Raw genomic sequence first — 15844 nt, 5'->3', positions numbered from 1 at the left:
AACAAAGTTCATTCCCGGAACTATTTATTTAAGAATAATACACAAATACAAATCTCATACAACCATTAACCACAAAGTATTTCAGCAACATAAAGACAACGTAAACAGCTATATTTTTTTGCGCAGCAGCCACGGCTGCACATGCTGTAGACAAGTACTTTCATATTGTAGAATTTGTTTCCGCTGCGGAACCCGGAAACTTTTAGTACATTCGAATGCTGTCGAATAAACCACTATGCATATCCCGGTTCAGAAAAAGCTACGAGCAGGATTTTTTATTGCTGCTACTGTAATGATCATTGCATCCGTATGCTCATATATTGTCACCAAGAACCTGCTTGATAATGCTAAATGGATGAACCACACCATTGAAGTATCCAAAAGGCTGGAAGTAATCACCAAGCAGGTAAAAGATGCAGAAGCAGCCATCCGTGGTTTTAGTATCACCAGGGATACAGCCTTCCTGCGACCCAGCATGCTGGAAAGAAGCATCAGGATAGAAGAAGAATACCTGCACCTGCGGGAAGTGACAAAAAGGAGTCCCCAGCAACAGCTCCATCTCGACACACTAAAACAACTGCTGGATAATAAATACAAACAACTGGCTGCCGGCGAAACCAAATGGCGATCTTTCAAAAAAGATACATCCTCCGTACAGGAAGGTGAAAAATCCATGGATAAGATAGACCGGAAAGTACAGGATATGATGAAAATAGAAGAAGGTCACCTGCAAAACCAATCGGAGATGCAGCGCTTCTACTCTATGATCTGGGCACCGGTGATCTTTATTACCTCTCTCATCGCCATCTTCATTGGCATCTATTCCTATGTGACGCTCACCCGGGAATATCGCCTGCAATTACATATCGAATCACGATTAAAATCTTACCAGCGGGATCTGCAGCAAAACATTAGCCTGCTGAATAAATCAAACGAAGAGCTGGAACAATTTGCTTATGTTGCCAGCCATGACCTGCAGGAACCCCTACGCAAGATCTCCACTTTCAGCGATCGCCTGCAAATGAAATACGGCACACTGCTACCAGCAGAAGCCAATGAACTGCTGGATCGCATGGGGGGAGCAGTAACCCGTATGCGGGTGTTGATCAATGACCTTCTGATCTTTTCAAGAGCAGGCCGCATTACCCCTGATAATATTGTAAAAGTAGATTTGAATATCCTGCTCCAGCAAGTGAGCAGCGACCTGGAAGAACGTTTGCAGGAAAAGAAAGGCACGATCCGTACAGCCAGGCTGCCGGTGATAGAAGGCCACCCCACTGCCCTGCAACAACTTTTTCAGAACATACTCACCAATGCAATTAAATTTGCCAGCCCCGAACGGAACCTGGAGATCAATGTAAATTGTCAGATCTTAAAAGGCACTGCCCTGGAAATCCCACTCAGAGAAAATCAACTGGAAGATACCTTCTGCCGCCTCTCTTTTGAAGATAATGGTATAGGATTTGAACCCGCTTATGCCGAGCGCATCTTTTTGCTTTTTCAGCGGCTTCATGGAATGAGTGAATACTCAGGAACCGGTATAGGTCTCGCTATCTGTAAAAAAATTACAGATAGCCATCATGGCTTTATCAAAGCCCATGGAGAAGTCGGTAAAGGTGCCAGTTTTATTGTCATATTACCTATTACACAAACCCATCAGGATGAGCAGTATTAAACCTGCCGGAAAAATTAGCATCCTTATTGCAGATGATGATGCAGACGACCGTGAATTGATTAAGGCCGCTTTTGACGAAAACAGTACGCAGCATCAGGTTAACTTCGTTGAGAACGGAGAAGAGTTGTTGCATTACCTGAAGCGGGGTGGGCAGTATGCGGATGTAACGCTACACCCGCTTCCACATATTATACTGCTGGACCTCAATATGCCCAAAAAAGATGGTCGTGAGGCATTAAAGGAGATAAAGGCTGACACTTTATTAAAGAGCATCCCTGTTATCATTCTGACGACCTCTATGGAAGAAAAGGATATTACTACCAGCTACGAACTTGGTGTAAACAGTTATATTATCAAGCCTGTTACCTACTCCGGCCTCGTAGAATTCACCAGTGTATTAAGTAAATATTGGTTCGAAATTGCAGAACTGCCAAACGTTTAAAGAATGACTGATCAACCTGTTCACATACTGATGATCGATGACGATGAAGATGACTTTTACCTGGTAAGCCAGTTATTGCAGGACATCTCTCCCGGTCAGTACGATCTTGCCTGGGCGCCCACCTACTCAAAAGCCGTGGAAGAAATAGAGCGGAAGAAACACGATATCTACCTCGTAGATTACCGCCTGGGGCCATATACAGGTATCGACATCCTTCATCATTTCCAGCAGCTGCAATACAAGGCACCGGTGATCATGCTCACAGGTAAAGGGGATTATAGCATAGATAAGGAAGCGATGCAGGCAGGTGCCTCTGACTACCTGGTAAAAGGAGAAATCAGTGCAGACCTCCTGGAACGTTCCATTCGCTATGCACTGGACGAAGCAAGACACCTGCGTACAATTGAAGAAAAAGAAAAGAAATACTTTAGTGTGTTTGAAAAAGCACACGACCTCATTATACTCGCAGACTGCGACAAAAACGTGATCGATGCAAACCCTGCGGCCATCAGAACCCTGCAATACAGCAAGGAAGAATTTCTGCAGCTGAACCTGAAACAACTGTTTCTGCAGGAAGAGCAAAGCCGCCACTTCTTTGACCATATCTGCGGAGAAGACAGCAGTTTGCAAACGGAATATAACTTCGTCAACAAAGAAGGCAAAAAGCTGGATGTAATGGTCAGCGCCGTAATGCTGGACGAAGCGGAACAGATCTTCCTCTGTATCGCACAGGATATTACCGAGCGAAAAAGAGAAGAACTGGAAAAGCAACAACAACAAAAATTCATTGTCACAGGTCGTATAGCCCGCGTCATTGCCCATGAAGTTCGTAATCCGCTCACCAATATCCTGCTGGCAGTAAGCCAGTTCAAAGGAGAGCCGGTGAGCATGGAAGAAAGCCAGGTATACGTCGATATTATAGAGCGCAACTGTACCCGCATCAACCAGCTGATCACAGAACTACTCAGTTCTACCCGCATGATAGAATTGAATATCCGTGCACATGGTGCGAATGAACTGACTGAAAAAGCACTGCTGCTGGCGAAAGACAGGCTACAGCTGAATGAAATAAAAGTAAATAAAGACTACAGCTACCCTGACATCATGGTACCTGCAGATGAAGAAAAAGTGATCATTGCATTACTTAACATCATCATCAATGCCATTGAAGCAATGACACCCGGCAAAGGAATACTTACCATCAACACGGAGCGCCTCAAAGACAAGGCAGTGATTATAATTAGTGATAATGGTCCGGGCATACCTGAAGAGACAAAAATGCGACTGTTTGACCCTTTCTTTACAAACAAACCCAAAGGTACCGGACTAGGATTAACAAGTACCCAAAACATAATAATGAACCACAAAGGAACCGTGCATGTAGAAAGTGAGATTGACAGAGGAAGTGTATTTACGGTCGTTTTGCCCACTAACTAATCAGATAAAAAGGCCGGAGACTTTATAGTTGTCCGGCCTTAATTTTTCTCTTCCACTTCGAGTTTCTCATCTGCATTATCGATCGCTTCTTCCACAGAATGCGATTCTTTCATCGACATTCTCTTCTTGGTTTCCTCTGCCAGCTTGCAATAATATTTATGCAGGGTATCCAGTTCTTCTTCTGACAAATCTTCCACTACAATCAGGCGATTGCTGGCCATTTTGTTGGCGGCAATCAATTCATTTAATTTCAGCTGCAAAGATTTGGAATCTTTATTCTGAGATTTCTGAATGACGAATACCATGAGAAAAGTGATGATTGTAGTACCCGTATTGATGACTAACTGCCAGGTATCGGAATAGTGAAATACCGGCCCTGTAATACCCCATATTACAATGGCCAGCAAAGCCAGAAAGAAGGCTCCGGGCGATCCTGTAATATGACTCACCTTACTGGAAAATTTCTCAAAGAAATTCGATTGTTGCGCTTTCATGACATCATTTTTATTCCAGTAATAAGAAGGCAAATAATATACCTGTCAGCAATAAAAAGGGGCGCTATAAAGCGCCCCACAATAAACTATAAACAAACACTATATTGATCAATAAATTAATAATTTATGTTCAGCAAACGTAGCTTGTTGTACAGGGTTTTCCTGTCTATATTCAACAGCTGCGCAGCTTTCGTTTTATTGTATTTTACCTCTTTCAGCACATTGATGATCTTATTATATTCAGCCTGCAATGCAACTGTTTTCAGATCATTCTCGTTGGTTATGGAAATCAGTTCACCGGACATATTCACCTGATGGTCTTCTTCATAAGCCGTTTGTTGAGAGAATGATTCCTTCATTTCCAGCGGTAAAGTAGACAGGGTAATGTCTTCGTGCTCCGGTGTCAGCAAGCAAGCACGGCGAATCACGTTTTTTAGTTCGCGGATGTTACCTGGCCAGTTGTAACGGTTAAAGCATTCCCATACTTCGTGCGTGATCTTACCACAGTTCTTTTGCAGCTCTCTCTCTACCTGGCGCATAAAAGCATCTACGAATAAAGGCAGATCTTCCACTCTTTCGCGCAATGGCGGAATATAAATAGTGAACTCATTGAAGCGATGGAAAAGGTCTTCACGGAAACGTCCTTTCTGTACAGATTCAGACAGTTTCTCATTACTTGCCACGATGATGCGCACATCGATCGGAATTTCCTTCAGGTTACCTACACGACGAATCACTTTTTCCTGGATCACACGCAGCAGCGCTACCTGTATATCGTAAGAAAGGTTGGCTACCTCATCGAGGAAGAGCGTACCGCCATGGGCTTGTTCAAAAGCACCGATCTTGGTATTGATCGCACCGGTGAATGCACCCTTTTCGTGACCAAACAGCTCACTCGCCGCCAGTTCTTTGGACAGACTACCGCAGTCCAATGCCACAAATGGTTGCGAATGACGTTTACTATGATGGTGAATAAGGTGGGCAACAGATTCTTTACCTGTACCTGTTTCACCAAATATGATTGTACTATAATCAGTTGGTGCTACCAGCTTGATCTGACGAATCAGTTCGCGGGCACCACCACTTTCACCATATACGTATTTATTACTTTTATCCAGCATCTCTCCATTTGGCTCATCAGCAGATGCAGCAACAGCAGGTCTTTCACCTACGCTACCATTGTAAGTCCTTGCTGGCATGAAAGATTCCCTTTCACGTTCAGCATCCATGTGCGCGAAAGCTTTATGTACAAGGTTGAGGATTTCGTCCGGATACAATGGTTTTGATAAATAATCATAAGCACCATTCTTCACCATATCTACCGCAACCCTCACATCGGTATAACCAGTGATAATGATCACGATTGTGCGGGGGTTGATCTGCAATATGTCCTGTAATAACTGAGCACCATCTGTATCCTTTAAACGATAGTCACACAACACCAGATCAAATGTCTTCTCCTTCATCATTTTCAGCGCAGTGGCACCGCTCATAGTAGTATCTACTTTGAACCCGTGCTTACCCAGAAACTTACTAAGCAGTGTACAAATATTGATCTCATCGTCTATAATCAGAATATTTCTCATAAAAGTTATATGTGGTGTTAGAACAACAGCTTTTTTAAATTTACTAATTAATACCATTCATTGCAACGCACTATCTGCTTAACATGTTACTCATCAGCTCATCCAGGCTTTTTACATTGAATGGTTTCGCAAGAAAGTAACTGGCTCCCGCTTTCAGTGCTTTCTGTTTTTCCATACCATTGTCATATGCACTGATGGTAACGACAGGCAACGCCGGACATTTTTTCTTAATAGCAGGAAGTGCTTCCAATCCCGATCCATCTGGCAGATGGATATCCAGGAAAAGTAAATCCGGTTGTTGCTGCTGCAGATATTGCGTTCCCTCGGTGAGTGAATGCACATATTTTACATTATATCCATGTTTAACAAGACTCAGCTGTAACAGTTTACAGATGTCTGGTTCATCGTCAATAATCAGAATAAATGACTTGTTCCTCCCCTCGTGCGTATATACTGTGTCGGATGGGGGTCCCACATCCGGTTTAATATGCTGTGCCATGCTTACACTTGTTCCATTAATAAATTGATTATCAAAAAAATAGAAGGTTTTTTCGTTCGATCGCACATTTCAACTAGCGGCTACCATCATTTTTCACTCCTTTTATCTCCCTTATTAGTTTCAAATATCAATCCATTACGCCTGTGGCAGCTTCTACAAGATATTCGACACAAAAGTGTGGAATTATTTCCACAATCCATGCTTCACTATGACCACAATCCCGGAGGCAGAAGTGTGGAATCCCATAGGAGAATGCATGGTATGGTAATTGAAACCCTTATCCCTGAAGCATAACATTTTTCATCATAGCTGTTGTTTTAGTTTATTGACCCGGGCTAATAACCCGGGTCAATCTTTTTCATGCGATCGACTATTTTTTTTCATTAACATAGCGTTCACAAATTTCTCCGTTCAAGACCCTACATTTGATTCAGACGACGAAAAGCTATTTCAGAAATCCTGCCGGAGAGCAGACTCTTCATCATTTTTAAGTATATTTTATTAACAGGTTCTTGAGCGACGCCTGGCTAATGCTATAGCCAGGCTAACGCTATCCTGATCCTGTGGAAACCATTATTCTTTATTCATCTATTAAACTCCATCACCACATGCGCACGCTTGCTTGTAGTATTACAGTCAACGGGGTCAGCAGGAAAATATCCCTGCGTAAAAAAGCAAAAGAAAAAAAATACCTGGTTGTCATGAAAGGAGAAGTGCTCGAATATACCTTTGGAAAAGATAACGTGCTTTTGCAGCTGGCAGGGCCTGTTCTTACTGAAGCCGGCCTCTCAGAACATATTGAATGGATGATCCGGAACTACTTTGGACCTGAGCCTGCCGCTCAGTAGTTTGAATTACTTACAGAACTCCCGTACTTTTGCCCGGCAATGCAAAATGAATACGAAAATATCCTCTCTGCGCTCCAGATCGATGCGCTGAATGAGATGCAAACAGCATCTATCAAAGCAAATCAGGAAACAGACAACGTAATCCTGCTCTCGGACACAGGTTCCGGTAAGACGCTGGGCTTCTTAATTCCCGTACTGGAATCGCTGAATAAAACAGCTGCCGGTACCCAGGCCCTTATTGTCGTGCCGTCCAGAGAACTGGCCCTTCAGATAGAAACTGTGTGGAAAAACATGCGTACAGGCGCTAAAATCACCTGTTGCTACGGCGGCCATAAACGGGAAACTGAAGAAAACAATCTCCAGGAAGCTCCTGCCCTCATCGTAGGTACCCCCGGCAGACTAGGTGACCACATCCGCAGGGAAAATATTAAACCTGACACCATCAAAATGCTGGTGCTGGACGAGTTTGACAAATCACTGGAACTGGGCTTTGTAGATGAACTGGAATTCATTCTCAACTCCCTCCCCAATCTCAAAAAACGCCTGCTCACCTCCGCAACTGACACCGTAGAAATACCGGAATTTGTAAAACTGGATAACCCCGTTACACTGGACTTCCTGAGTGGAGAACCCGCTCCTGCCCTGGCTATCAAGTATGTGGAAAGTCCTGAAAAGGATAAACTGGATACCTTGTTTCAGCTGGTGTGTAAACTGGGTAACCGCTCTACCATCATCTTCTGCAACCACCGCGAAGCCGTAGAACGCACTAACTCCCTGCTGAAAGATAAAGGCCTGGTAAGCGTATTCTATCATGGCGCCATGGAGCAAAATGAAAGGGAAGCAGCCCTCGCCAAGTTCAGAAACGGATCTTCCAACGTCCTCGTTACCACCGACCTGGCAGCAAGAGGCCTGGATATACCTAATATCCGTTACATCATTCACTACCATCTGCCCAATACAGAAGCTATCTTCACCCACAGAAACGGCCGCACAGCCAGAATGGATGCCAGTGGTACCGCCATCCTGATTATCGGCCCGGAGGAGCACCTGCCTGATTATATCTCTGAAGATGTAGAGCTGATCGATGTAGAAGGAGAGTACGAAATTCCTGAAAAGCCCAAATGGACCACCTTCTTTATAGGTGCCGGCAAGAAGGATAAAGTAAATAAAATCGATATCGTAGGCTTCCTCAGCAACAGGGGTGAGCTCAAAAAAGAAGATATTGGCTTAATTGAAGTGAAAGATTTCTACTCTTTTGTTGCAGTACGTAAGAGCAAGGCCAGTCATGTGCTGAACCTCATAGAAAACCAAAAGATCAAGAATAAAAAAGTGAAAATAGCAATTGCTAAATAAAGCCCTTTTCCAGCGCCAGAAATGCTTCCGCAGCATTCTGGTGCTGCCATAATATGGAAAATACCGCCTGCGCTACCGGCATATACGCCCCTACCTGCTCATTCATTTCTTTCAGACACTTACTGGCATAATACCCCTCTGCAATCATATTCAGCTCCAGCTGCGCAGATTTTACGCTATAGCCCTTGCCAATCATATTGCCAAATGTACGGTTACGGCTATGCAGACTATAACAAGTTACCAGCAAGTCGCCCAGGTAAGCACTCGCATTGTAGTTATGCTCAGCTATAGGTGCCTCCTGATCCTGGCCGTAGGTTTCCAGAAACTGCTGCATCTCTCTGAAACAGTTCGTGATATACACACTGAGGAAGTTATCGCCATAGTCCAGACCATGGGCAATACCGGCTCCCAATGCATAGATATTTTTCAATACAGCTGCCAGCTGTACCCCAATTACGTCATTGTTCACAATCGTTTGTAAGTAACTGTTGCTGAACATATCTGCCATCTGCTGCGCGGCGTCTTCTTCCAGGCCGGAGAAGGTGAGGTAAGAGAGCTTTTCATTGGCCACCTCTTCCGCATGGCAGGGGCCTGTGATAGTAAAGTATTGCTCTAAAGGAAGATTGAAGATATCTCCCAGGTATTCGTTGATGAGTTGGTTAGCACCAGGTACCAGCCCCTTGATAGCGTTAATCACCTTTTTACCTTGTAGTGCATCGGCAGGCAGCTGTAAAAGCACTTCTTCCAGGAAGGCGGAGGGCACTGCCAGTACCAGTACATCACTGGCAGCTACTACGGCAGCCAGATCCTTACTCAACTGTATCAGATTGGTGTCAAAGTATACAGATGTGAGATAATGCTTATTGTGGTGGCGTTGCTGCATGTAACGGATCGTCTCTTCACTTCTGATCCACCAGTTGATCTGTTTGCCATTGTCGGTTAAGATCTTAGCCATAGCTGTCGCCCAGCTGCCGCTACCAATAATACCTGCTTTCATCCCTATATCCAATTTTCTGCAAAGTAAGGAACCTGCAATAAAAAAAACGCTTTTGCTCTTCGCAAAAGCGTTTTTTTTATGATTATTTAGTAAGGTAAATATTCGTTACCCCTTGTTTCTCATTGGGTTTATCACCTGCCACAATCGTAAGCTCCCCTCCTTTCATTATTTCATCCTGGGTGATCCAGTTCCGGTCCAGCGGCCTGGCATTCAGCAATACCTGTTGTATATACACGTTTTTGTCAGCGAAATTCTTTACCTGTACACGGAATTTCTTTCCACCACTCAGCTCCCATTCCACTGATTCAAACAAAGGTACATTCAGGTAATATACCGGCTCCCCTATACAAGCCGGGAAGATCCCTGCTGACACCAATACAAACCAGGAAGACATAGTACCAGCATCATCATCCATCGTTCTTGCATATGCAGCCGGCTGGTTTTTATAGATTACATCTATCTCTGATCCAATGCCCCTGCTATTATCATTGAAATAATGCTGGATCATAGTATCCACCGCAATCTTATGCACCAGCGCCTGAGATTTCCATGGCTGTGTAGTCATGTTATACTGGAAAGGTGCCTGCAGATCCGGCTGATTGGTATGATTGTAATAATCGTGACCAAAAAATTCATCCAGCTGCGCAATGTATTTTTCTTCACCACCACACAGTTCAATCAGCCCCTTAATATCAAAAGGTACAAACCAGCGATATTGCCAGATGGTACCCTGGTACAATCCCCTCGCCTGCATCTGATCTACATCACGCCGGCTCAGGTCCTGAAAATCTTTTTTCCAGTATTGTTTATAGTTAGCAGCCTGCTCACGGTAGGAACTTGCTTTCTGCTGGTTCTTCAACGCATTGAAAATGCCAGACATTGCCCAGAGATCATAAGAAGATTCCAATGCTTTGTCAGGATGTGCAAAGTCTAAATTAGCAGCTTCCTTTTCCAGTGAATCGGCAATTGGTTTAAAATCTACTTTATATCCCTTGCGATAAGCATCCAGTAATACCACTTCCGCATGTTCTGTGCGAACAGTGATGCCCGGTTCATGCAGGGTAGCCATATCCTTTTTGCCATGTGCATACAGTCCTGCAATGGAAGTCATCATATCCTGGTATTCTTCCGGAAATACGATAGACAATAATGGTAACTGTGCACGATAGTTATCCCAGATAGCCCAGCCATTATAGATCTTGCTGTTAGTTTTTTGCAGGGTACCATCCGTAGCAGCATAGCTGCCATCTGGTTCTGATACCACATAAGGAGACTGGATAGAACGATAGAACAAAGAGTAGAAAAGTTTTTCACGCGCAGCATTCCCTTTCACCCTGATATGCCCTAACATCGCATTCCAATCCTTATCACTGGCTACCTTCAGGGTTTCAAAACTACCTTTGTTGATCGCTGCTTTTGCATAAGATTCACCTACCGAAGAAAGTGCTACTCTTACATTGAGCAACTTTGTATCATTGCCTACACGCGCAATCAGCTGGTGATTGGCAGTAGAATCCCAGCTCACTGCCTGTTCTGCTTCCAGGTAATAATAAATGCGGTAAATACCTGCACTACAGGTAGTACGCGATTCAATCCACCCACTTACAGCATTACCACTGATAGTATGCTGCTCTGCCACAAAACGGCCTACATGAGCAAAACCAAGATCAATGAACAAACCCTTTTTACCAGCAGGAAACTGGTACTGATGTAAGCCGGCATTTTTATAAACGGTAAATGATGCACCAATACCATTCTCAAATGCCACCGCATAATACCCGGGAGAAGCCTTCTCTGCAGCCTTTATCAGGTCTGCCTTTGCAGGCGCATCACCCAGGAAAGGACGCACCAGCAGGTTACCACCACAACCCTGGCAGCCAACGCCTTCCATACGGTTATGTGTAAATCCCAGAAATTCCTTTGCTAAATATTCATACCCGGTGTGGGTAGATGGGTAGGTTTCCGGCCCTATACTGAGCATGCTAAAAGGATAGGATGCTGAGGGGGACATCTGCCCATGGTCTCCGGATGAGCCAAGGAATACATTCACCTGACTGCTTTGCTGACCTGCTGCCGCCAAAGGCAGGAGGCTGAAGAAATATATGACAAGCCTTTTCATACAAAAAGGCCTAAATATATACTAGAACGCCCACATATACCAGCATGTACTGTATAAGTGGGCGTCGTAACAAAATGTATGTTACCTACTCAGCTGCTACTGTCGCAGCAACTGCTGTCGCTTTTTTTGCCTTAACAGCCTTCGCTGGTTTGGTTTTCTTTTTTGCGTTTAAAGCTTTTTTCTTTGCTTTCTCCACACCTTTACTTAACAATTTCGCAGCCTTCTTAATTCTGCTTTTGAACTTTGTGTCTCCCAGGTCCTTTTTCAGATCAACGAGCAGTAAATCCAATTTTTTCTCAATATCATGACGGGCATCTTTGCTGGTGGATTTTCCAGCTTTGGGTGTTTTGGTACTTGACATAACCTCTTAAATATTTGCTTAATGTGATAACATAAATTTAATATTAAATTAACATTGCCCAATGTTAAGTTTTTCATGATAACGTAAGGCAAATAATGTAAATGGGCATATCCAACAAGTGAATATGCCCAATACTGTAGTTTCCGTCTATAATTATTTAGATGAACAGTTGTAGACTCAGATAACTTATGCGTTACAACATATAGGCAAAGATCTGACCAGTATTTGTTAATCAAAAACAAAAACGCTTCTGCCTGTTGAGCAGAAGCGTTTCTTATAAAAAAGAGTAATGATTCAAATTTTAAAACTCCCTAAAATTACCGCCATTGATTGCGTTGGCTGTAAAATAAAACAAGTCTTCACCCCAAAAAGAGGTAGCTGTAATTATTGGTTAGCAGTGCCTTCAAAGAGATCCTTCTTAGCGACCACCTTCACTTTCTTATCATTTGCCAGGTCTTTGGACACGGCTGCATAAGGTGCTGTCACCACTGCCTCTCCTTTTTTAATCCCTGACAGGATTTCTATGTAATCATTATCCTGCACACCGGTAGTTACCCTCACCTGCTTAACTGTTTTATCAGGCTGCAGCATGAACACCACTTCGTTATTATCTTTTGCATTTTCACCTCTCTCTTTGGTCACAGCATTGATAGGAACTGAAAGTACGTTATTCTTGCGCTGGGTTTGAATATCGACGGATGCACTCATGCCCGGGCGGAAAGGGTAAGGTTTTTTGCCAGTGATCAGGTCCTTGTAGCTCTCCTGCAGAATACGGATGTGCACTACATAATTCGTAACCTGGTCAGCAGAAGATGCCGTTGTTGAAGTGCTGGTAGCTGCATTTTTACTGGAACTCGCTATCTGGGTGACGATCCCTTTGAACTTGCGGCTATTATAGGCATCGACCTCTATGATGGCAGTGTCGTTGTATTTTACACGGGGAATATCGTTTTCTCCCACATCAACCTGTACTTCCATTGTATTCAGATCGGCTATACGCATAATTTCTGTACCGGTCATCTGTGCAGTACCTACCACACGCTCGCCTTTCTTCATAGGCAACAGGGATACGATCCCATTCATAGGCGCAACGATAGTAGTTCTGTTCAGGTTAGTATTGGCTTCTGTAAGGCCTGCGCGGGCGCTGGCTACAGCAAAACGGTTACTGTTCACCGATTCTACGGCAGCGTTATAATCTGCCAGGGCAGAGCGATAGGTTCCCTCTGCGGTTTCAAACTCACTGCGGGACACTACCTTCTGGGCAAACAATTCTTTATTACGATCATACGCCAGCTTAGTCTGATCCAGTTTAGCTTTGTAAGCGGCCAGTGAGGCAGCACTATTAGCCTGCTGGGCCTGTGCCTGGCTGAGGGCGGCATTGGCTTTATCCCTCATAGAACCATACACATCTGCATAGATCTTTACCAGAACCTGTCCTTTTCTTACGGAATCTCCTTCTATGACCGGAAGGTCAACGATTTCACCGGATACGTCAGAACTGACTTTTACTTCTGTTTCCGGGTAAACCTTTCCGTTCGCAGACACTACTTCTATAATGTCTTTATATCCGGCCTGCTCTATAGCAACCTTAATACCCTCAGATCGCTTGCTGGCAACGGTAACCCAAATGGAAACAATGATCAGGAAAACAATAACAAGTATCCAGATGAGTGTCTTTTTTCTTTTTTTCTTCATATGCCGGTGTATTTCAAAAGGAGCGGGATTCGCCTTGCTACAGCGCTATTTTTTGATCCCTGTAAAACTCCAGAAGCTTCATTTTAAATATATAGTCGTATTGCGCGGAAACCTTATTGATCTGCGCATTGAACAACTTGCTTTGTGTAGTAATATAGTCAATCGTATTCATTAAACCCAGATCAAATCGTTTAGTGGCAAAATCATATGCCTTCTGGGATGCATCTACACCTCTGGATGCTGCATAATACTTTTGTATAGCAGATACTGCATTTGCATGGGCGGTATAAATATCCTGACGCAGTTTCTGGTTATCCTTTTCCATCGTCAGCTTCTGCGTTTCAATATTCAGTTTTGCCTTCTGCATATTGGTGCGGTAAGTCCAGCCATTCAAAATAGGAATATTGAGAGACAGGCCAAGGGTCTGCTTAAAGTTGTTGTCAAGCTGCGTGCTTAATGGAATGGTGGAAAACTCATAATTATAGGTATAAGACTTAGTATATACCTTATAGGTGGAAGCACCTACATCCACTGTTCCGATCTGTACATCCTCAACAGTTTTAATTGAAACCGGCGTAGCATTCTTCGCACTGTTTGCATAACTGCTATACGCCTGCCCGGAAGCTGTGATGGATGGGTACATTTGTGCCCTGTAAGCAGCATAAGATCGCTCACTGGATTTTACCAGCAACTGATCTGCTTTTATCAGCGGGTTATTAGAATTTGCTGCACTATATACCATCTCAGGATCTACCTCGTCCAGCCTTGGCAAAGGAATCTCCGCAATATTATCAGGGATCTGTGGAACATAAGGCTGATCAAAACTCAGGTTCAACAGGGCTTTCATTTGCAGCGTAGACTGAATTACCTGGTTCTGGGCATTTACCAGCGTTACACTATCTGTAGCCAGCTGTGCTTCCAGGTCTGCCTGATTACTTTCCGGTACAGAACCCGCTATTACCAGCTTTTTGGTATTTGCAAGGTTGTCCATGGTCAGCTTTACCTGCACCTCACTGATATGCACCTGCTCCGTATTCAGCAATATTTGTAAAAAAGCAGTCGCAATATTAAAGGCAACATCGTTCCTGGCTTTTTCCAACAACTTATCCTGTGCCTGATAATTGTACTTATTGGATGCAATTACATTCTGCTGATAGAAGAAATTAAAGATGTTCGCACCTGCTGACAAGCCTGCACTATAAGAGGTTACCGCAGAGGTAATGAAGCTGTTGGTATTGGGGTCAATACTACGCCCGTTTGCAAAGTTACCATTCACCCCACCGCTCAGGGTTGGTATCTGTACAAGCTTACTTTGCTTCAGCGTCAGTTCAGCCAATCTTTTCTGAACGGACTGCTGCCTGATATCGATGTTATTCGCCAGGGCATAATCTACGGAACGCTGAAGGCTCCAGGTATCCTGTGCTTTAGTTGCTACAGTGTTAGCCAACAACAAACAAATTGCCAGGACACATCCCGGGTACTTGGATAATTTCATGACATTCCAAAAATATAATAATTGTAATGATAACATAAAGATTTTCTTTATAAAAGCGTGAAAAACGATCCCTTCACGGTAAAAAAACCGGCGTTCAAAGTCTGCAGCGGACAAAATGGCTATACTGCTGCACCCAGGAGACTTTAAACGCCGGATTATTAAATTATTAACTCCCTGATTATGCGATTTTCCCGTCGCGGATTTGTATAATTCGCTGACCGTAGGTTGCGTTTAACTCGGAGTGTGTAACCTGTATAATGGTGATCTTGTCTCTTTGGTTAAGCTGCTTGAATAATTCCATGATCTCTTTTGCCTGATCAGAATGTAGATTACCAGTGGGTTCGTCGGCCAGTATCACCCTCGGTTCAGCTACTATGGCACGGGCAATGCCCACCAGTTGTTGCTGTCCGCCGGAAAGCTGATTGGGAAACAAATCCTTCTTTGCTACAATATTAAACCTGTCAAGTACATCTGCTACACGGCTCTTTCTTTCCGCTGATGGGATGTTCTTATATAAAAGTGGTGTTTCTATGTTTTCATAAACCGTCAGTTCATCTATCAGGTGATAAGCCTGGAACACAAAACCGATGGAGCCACGGTGCAACTGGGTACGCTTCTTCTCATTCATCTTGTGTACCGGCTCTCCTTCGAATAAGTATTCTCCCTGTGAAGGTTCTTCCAGTAATCCCAGGATATGCAGTAAGGTAGATTTTCCTGAGCCGGAAGGACCCATAATGGATACAAACTCTCCTTCAAATATTGTGAGGTCAATATCTTTCAATATTTCATTTTTGCCAAATCCTACGGGATAATATTTTGAAATGTGTTTAAGCTGTATCATTA

At 43.7% G+C, this 15844-nt stretch carries 14 protein-coding genes; 5 read left to right on the top strand and 9 right to left on the bottom strand.

Features of this window, described 5'->3' with window-relative positions; genetic code table 11:
- Positions 1 to 235 precede the first annotated feature (235 nt).
- From U0033_RS22490 to U0033_RS22480, 3 genes are read left to right on the top strand one after another with little or no spacing between them, the layout of a single operon-like run.
- Positions 236 to 1675 (top strand): sensor histidine kinase, encoded by a 1440-nt coding sequence (locus tag U0033_RS22490; RefSeq protein WP_072362829.1) that lies wholly within the window; start codon positions 236 to 238, stop codon positions 1673 to 1675.
- A complete protein-coding gene (locus tag U0033_RS22485; protein WP_072362828.1) occupies positions 1662 to 2117 on the top strand; it encodes a response regulator in 456 nt (151 codons plus the stop codon). The genes U0033_RS22490 and U0033_RS22485 overlap by 14 nt, the downstream gene beginning before the upstream one ends.
- 3 nt (positions 2118 to 2120) lie before the next feature.
- Positions 2121 to 3554, top strand: a complete 1434-nt coding sequence (locus U0033_RS22480) for a hybrid sensor histidine kinase/response regulator (RefSeq protein ID WP_072362827.1) — start codon at positions 2121 to 2123, stop codon at positions 3552 to 3554.
- Between the two features lie 38 nt (positions 3555 to 3592).
- Here the strand turns inward: U0033_RS22480 and U0033_RS22475 are convergent, their stop codons facing one another.
- From U0033_RS22475 to U0033_RS22465, 3 genes are all read right to left on the bottom strand, one after another.
- Positions 3593 to 4048, bottom strand: coding sequence for a low affinity iron permease family protein (locus U0033_RS22475; RefSeq protein WP_072362958.1), 456 nt, complete (start codon positions 4046 to 4048; stop codon positions 3593 to 3595).
- 116 nt (positions 4049 to 4164) lie between these two features.
- Positions 4165 to 5634, bottom strand: coding sequence for a sigma-54-dependent transcriptional regulator (locus U0033_RS22470; RefSeq protein ID WP_072362826.1), 1470 nt, complete (start codon positions 5632 to 5634; stop codon positions 4165 to 4167).
- A gap of 70 nt (positions 5635 to 5704) precedes the next feature.
- Entirely contained in the window at positions 5705 to 6133 is a 429-nt protein-coding gene (locus U0033_RS22465; RefSeq protein ID WP_083571618.1) for a response regulator, read from the bottom strand.
- A gap of 608 nt (positions 6134 to 6741) precedes the next feature.
- Between U0033_RS22465 and U0033_RS22460 the strand changes: the two genes are divergently transcribed.
- Complete coding sequence (locus U0033_RS22460; RefSeq protein WP_072362825.1) at positions 6742 to 6981, top strand: hypothetical protein; 240 nt, start codon at positions 6742 to 6744, stop codon at positions 6979 to 6981.
- Positions 6982 to 7020: 39 nt separating this feature from the next.
- The gene (locus U0033_RS22455) at positions 7021 to 8334 is read left to right on the top strand and encodes a DEAD/DEAH box helicase (RefSeq protein WP_072362824.1); all 1314 of its coding nucleotides are present in this window, start codon (positions 7021 to 7023) and stop codon (positions 8332 to 8334) included.
- Here the strand turns inward: U0033_RS22455 and U0033_RS22450 are convergent.
- The 6 genes from U0033_RS22450 to U0033_RS22425 form a co-directional block, all read right to left on the bottom strand.
- Positions 8327 to 9331, bottom strand: a complete 1005-nt coding sequence (locus U0033_RS22450; protein WP_072362823.1) for an NAD(P)H-dependent glycerol-3-phosphate dehydrogenase — start codon at positions 9329 to 9331, stop codon at positions 8327 to 8329. The genes U0033_RS22455 and U0033_RS22450 overlap by 8 nt on opposite strands.
- A gap of 82 nt (positions 9332 to 9413) precedes the next feature.
- On the bottom strand, positions 9414 to 11450 hold the full coding sequence (locus U0033_RS22445; RefSeq protein WP_072362822.1) for a glycoside hydrolase domain-containing protein: 2037 nt from the start codon (positions 11448 to 11450) through the stop codon (positions 9414 to 9416).
- 85 nt (positions 11451 to 11535) lie between these two features.
- Positions 11536 to 11811 (bottom strand): hypothetical protein, encoded by a 276-nt coding sequence (locus tag U0033_RS22440; protein ID WP_072362821.1) that lies wholly within the window; start codon positions 11809 to 11811, stop codon positions 11536 to 11538.
- Positions 11812 to 12195: 384 nt separating this feature from the next.
- Positions 12196 to 13506: an efflux RND transporter periplasmic adaptor subunit gene (locus U0033_RS22435; RefSeq protein ID WP_072362820.1), complete on the bottom strand. Its 1311-nt coding sequence runs from the start codon at positions 13504 to 13506 to the stop codon at positions 12196 to 12198.
- A 37-nt stretch (positions 13507 to 13543) separates the two neighbouring features.
- On the bottom strand, positions 13544 to 15001 hold the full coding sequence (locus tag U0033_RS22430; protein ID WP_177318637.1) for a TolC family protein: 1458 nt from the start codon (positions 14999 to 15001) through the stop codon (positions 13544 to 13546).
- A 178-nt stretch (positions 15002 to 15179) separates the two neighbouring features.
- Positions 15180 to 15842 (bottom strand): ABC transporter ATP-binding protein, encoded by a 663-nt coding sequence (locus tag U0033_RS22425; protein ID WP_072362819.1) that lies wholly within the window; start codon positions 15840 to 15842, stop codon positions 15180 to 15182.
- Positions 15843 to 15844: the final 2 nt, after the last annotated feature.

This window comes from Chitinophaga sancti, assembly GCF_034424315.1.
Classification (GTDB): domain Bacteria; phylum Bacteroidota; class Bacteroidia; order Chitinophagales; family Chitinophagaceae; genus Chitinophaga; species Chitinophaga sancti.
The sequence above is the reverse complement of the archived record's forward strand: the minus strand, read 5'-3'. Positions and strand labels throughout refer to the sequence as shown.

Excerpts from the sequence above, each read along its gene's own strand:
- U0033_RS22445 (WP_072362822.1), bottom strand. The coding sequence starts at position 11,450 with ATGAAAAGGCTTGTCATATATTTCTTCAGCCTCCTGCCTTTGGCGGCA.
- U0033_RS22460 (WP_072362825.1), top strand. The coding sequence starts at position 6,742 with ATGCGCACGCTTGCTTGTAGTATTACAGTCAACGGGGTCAGCAGGAAA.
- U0033_RS22450 (WP_072362823.1), bottom strand. The coding sequence starts at position 9,331 with ATGAAAGCAGGTATTATTGGTAGCGGCAGCTGGGCGACAGCTATGGCT.
- U0033_RS22440 (WP_072362821.1), bottom strand. The coding sequence starts at position 11,811 with ATGTCAAGTACCAAAACACCCAAAGCTGGAAAATCCACCAGCAAAGAT.
- U0033_RS22430 (WP_177318637.1), bottom strand. The coding sequence starts at position 15,001 with ATGAAATTATCCAAGTACCCGGGATGTGTCCTGGCAATTTGTTTGTTG.
- U0033_RS22470 (WP_072362826.1), bottom strand. The coding sequence starts at position 5,634 with ATGAGAAATATTCTGATTATAGACGATGAGATCAATATTTGTACACTG.
- U0033_RS22465 (WP_083571618.1), bottom strand. The coding sequence starts at position 6,133 with ATGGCACAGCATATTAAACCGGATGTGGGACCCCCATCCGACACAGTA.
- U0033_RS22485 (WP_072362828.1), top strand. The coding sequence starts at position 1,662 with ATGAGCAGTATTAAACCTGCCGGAAAAATTAGCATCCTTATTGCAGAT.
- U0033_RS22480 (WP_072362827.1), top strand. The coding sequence starts at position 2,121 with ATGACTGATCAACCTGTTCACATACTGATGATCGATGACGATGAAGAT.
- U0033_RS22490 (WP_072362829.1), top strand. The coding sequence starts at position 236 with ATGCATATCCCGGTTCAGAAAAAGCTACGAGCAGGATTTTTTATTGCT.
- U0033_RS22455 (WP_072362824.1), top strand. The coding sequence starts at position 7,021 with ATGCAAAATGAATACGAAAATATCCTCTCTGCGCTCCAGATCGATGCG.
- U0033_RS22475 (WP_072362958.1), bottom strand. The coding sequence starts at position 4,048 with ATGAAAGCGCAACAATCGAATTTCTTTGAGAAATTTTCCAGTAAGGTG.
- U0033_RS22435 (WP_072362820.1), bottom strand. The coding sequence starts at position 13,506 with ATGAAGAAAAAAAGAAAAAAGACACTCATCTGGATACTTGTTATTGTT.
- U0033_RS22425 (WP_072362819.1), bottom strand. The coding sequence starts at position 15,842 with ATGATACAGCTTAAACACATTTCAAAATATTATCCCGTAGGATTTGGC.